Raw genomic sequence first — 3,345 nt, forward strand, 5'->3', positions numbered from 1 at the left:
GTATGGGGGTGGGTGCGGGGGCCGTACTCGACTGCCCGCTCTTCTTCCCGTCCTTCGCGGCTTGTTCGGCGGCGGCGCGTTCTTCGCGCACGGTGTTCTCGGCCTGCGTCAGCGCGGCCAGGGCCGTCCGGAGGTCACGGCGGCCCTTGGCCTCGTCCCGCTCGTGCTGCCTGATGACCGGCGGCAAGGTGGTGGCGGTCCGCTGCGCCTCCGCGAACTCCCGCTTCAGGCGGGCGACCAGTGCCTTCGCCTCCCGTTCGGCCTTGGCGGAGTCGGCGGCCGTCTTCGTCGCCTGCTGGTGCGCGGCGGTCGTGTTCTTGACCGCGAGCTGCGCCTTCCCGTGGGTCGCCACGGCGGTTGTGTGCGCCCGGTTGGCCTGCTGGAGGGAAGCGGTGAGGAGGTTCAACCGCTGCGGGGTGTCGGCGAGGGTGTCGGTGGCCGTGTGCAGGAGTTCGGCCTGGGCGTGGAAGGCGGTCCACGCGGTGGTCAGGTCGGGGTCGGCGGTGACGAGGGCGCCCTCGGGGGTGAACTCCCAGCGGCGGATGCCCTGGGGGTCACGGGTCATCAGCTCCAGCGGGCGGTTGCCGAGCACGGCCGCACGGGAGACCCCGTAGAGCGCCTGGCCGAGTTGGGTGCCCTCTGGGTCGGCGCCGAGAGCCACCCAGAACTGGACGCCGTGGCTGCCGGCGGGGATCGCGGAGTGCAGGCGTTCCGGCAGGGTGTGCGGCTCTACGGTGGCCCAGTCGGGGACGAGCGCGGGCAGGTCGTGCAGGTTCGGCGGGGTCTCGGCCGGGGTGAGCAGACCGTGGCCGAGGAGGTCACGCTCCTCGATGCGGAGGGTGACGGTGCCGGTGACGTGACGGGTGCCCTCAGGGCCCTCGACGAGGAGATGAGCGTCGGCATCGACGACGTAACTACGCGTCCCGCGCGCCCCGTTGGCGGGCGCGGAGGTGCTGCCGGACTTGAGCCAGTCGCGGCGGCTGCCGGTGGTCGTGCCGCCGAAGGCCGAGGGCTGGGTCTGGCGCTGGGCGAGCGGCACGCCGACGCCGGCGATCTCGTGGTTGTCGTCGTCGCCGCTGAGGAGGTGCGTGTACGAGGTGGCCAAGGAGTGGTCGGCGCCGGCGGCGGTGCTCACCGTGTCCGTGGTGTTGTGGAGCTGGTCGAGGGTGACGTCGTCGGCCTGGGTGGAACGGCGCGGGTTGTAGAGGGTCACCGCGATCGACGGCGGTTGCCCGGGTGCCCCTTCGAAGGGCGCCGTGCCGGGCATCTTGCGGGTCAGGTCGGCGGCCAGCCGGGGACGGTCGAGGCTGACCTGCCCGGCCTGGATCAACTGGCCGAGCCTGACCGCCTGTCCCTCCACCGAGACGGAGGTGATCTGCGCGTGCCAGCCGCGCCCGCCGCGCGGCGCCACGTCGTTGAGGGCCGTCTCCAGGTGCGCCCAGCCGTCGAAGTGGAACGCGGGGGTGGGCCCCACGGGGTGGAACATCTGCGCGTCGGTGAGATACGGCCCGGCGGCGGGGCCGGGCGGCCGCACGGTGTTGCGCGGGTCGACGTCGGAGACGACGGACGGGGGGTTCACCGGAGCCGGGCCGACCGCGCCGGGCAGGGTGGTCTCGGTGCCGGTGAACCGCAGCGTCAGACTGACCGGGACCGTGCTGGTGCGCGGGTTGCCGCGGGCCATCAGTTCGTTGATCCAGCGGCGTACGTCGCCGTCCGCGTCGGCCCAGGCAATGACGCCGTTCTGGACGAGACCGCCGATGACGTTGGGCGGCCAGTCGACGACCAGCGCGGAGCGGACGGACAGCTCGTAGTCGTACTGGAGGCCGTCGAAGTCGGCGCCGTTGTCGGTGCGCAGCCAGAACCGGTTGTCGGCCGTGGTCGCCCGCCGGGCGGAGATGCTGGTGGCCGCCTGCGGGGTGAACACCGGTGCCGCGCGGTCCGTCTTGGAGGGGTCGGGACCCTGGTTCGGGCGGAGATAACGGGTCGTCAGGGTGACCGGGAGCTGCTTCTGCCGGACCGAGGCGCGGGTGGTGGTGCGGCCCGCGGAGGTGTGCGACTGCCACTGTTCGAGGCCCGAACCGGGCGTCGAGGAACCCCGGACGCCGGCCAGGTTCTGGGTCCGCCGGGGCCGTGCCGTCAGCGTGACCTCGACCAACCGCTCGCCGCCGTGACCGTGGTGGCGGAAGTGGAAGCGGGTGGTGGCCCGGCGCGGGGTGCCGTCCGGACCGCGTCCGGGCAGCGAGCGGAGGCCGGCGGGCGAGGTGAGCTGCGCTACGCGGCTGTGCACACCCTGCTGGTAGCCGGCGTGCCCCGGGGTGACGGCTCCGGGTGCCTCGGCCTCCACCAGCGCCAGCAGCGCGCGCCCGATCAGGCCGCGCCGCTCCCGCAGGTTGACCTGCCCCAGCGGGACCTGGCCTGCGTTGGGCCCGGTCGTGGGGACGGGGGCGGCGATGGGCCTCTCGTACTCGATGACCGAGAGGACGCCGCCGAGGCCCAGTTCCTGGTTGCGTATGTACGGCGCCGGGAGGGCCGCCGTCCGGTTCGGGGCGGGCGCGGGGGCGAGTCCCTGCACCGAGCCCATCCACCGTGCGTCGCGGGCGAGTTGGCCCTGTGTCATGAGGAACTGGAGGCCGTCCGGGACGTCCACCGCGAAGGTGACGGGCTCGATCGTGCCGGGGTCGCCGACGCCGTTGAGCAGGGCTCGGGAGCCGGCGCGGACCGTGACCACGTAGGTGACGTCGGCGACCACGCGGTGCAGGTCGCCGCTCTCGGTGGGGGTGCGGTTGACGCCCGTACTGGCGGAGAGGGTGTCGGCGGTGTCGGTGCGGGAGACATAGCCGAGCCGTGCCGAGGGGTTGAGCAGACCCTTGTACGACTTGCCGCTGGTCTGGCTGGTGGAGACCGAACCGTCCGACTCCGGACCGGTGTTGCCCTGCCCGGCCGCGTTCGCCGGGCCCGCGGGGCTCGTGGGCGGGTTCTGGGTGAGCACCCCGCTGCCGCCGAACTGGTGTGACTTTCCGAGGGACTTGAGCTGCTGGGCGCTGTCGGTGGCCGAGACACCCGTCTCCAGATACTGCCGGGTGGTGTCCAGCAGCCGGGGCCGGTGCGCGACGGCCTGGATCTCCAGGGAGTACTGACCGTCCGCGATGGTCCCCGGCAGGCTCAGACCCTCAACTACGTAGGAGTTCTTGAACAGTTCGTGGCCGTGCGCGACGAGACTGCCCGGCGTGATCGCGGCATGCCGGGTCTCGGCGGCACGCGTCCTGCTGTCCGCCAGCCCCTGCCCGGCGAGCGGCGAGATGCCGTCGCGCGCGGGCGGGGCGGCGACCGGGCCGGGGGCGGTTC

At 73.3% G+C, this 3,345-nt stretch carries 1 pseudogene; it reads right to left on the bottom strand.

Annotated features, from left to right (window positions below):
- Positions 1–3,345, bottom strand: a pseudogene (locus ACNFOC_RS52520) (hypothetical protein); the annotation flags it as partial.

The sequence above is a fragment of the Streptomyces colwelliae genome, from assembly GCF_048158785.1.
Taxonomy (GTDB): domain Bacteria; phylum Actinomycetota; class Actinomycetes; order Streptomycetales; family Streptomycetaceae; genus Streptomyces.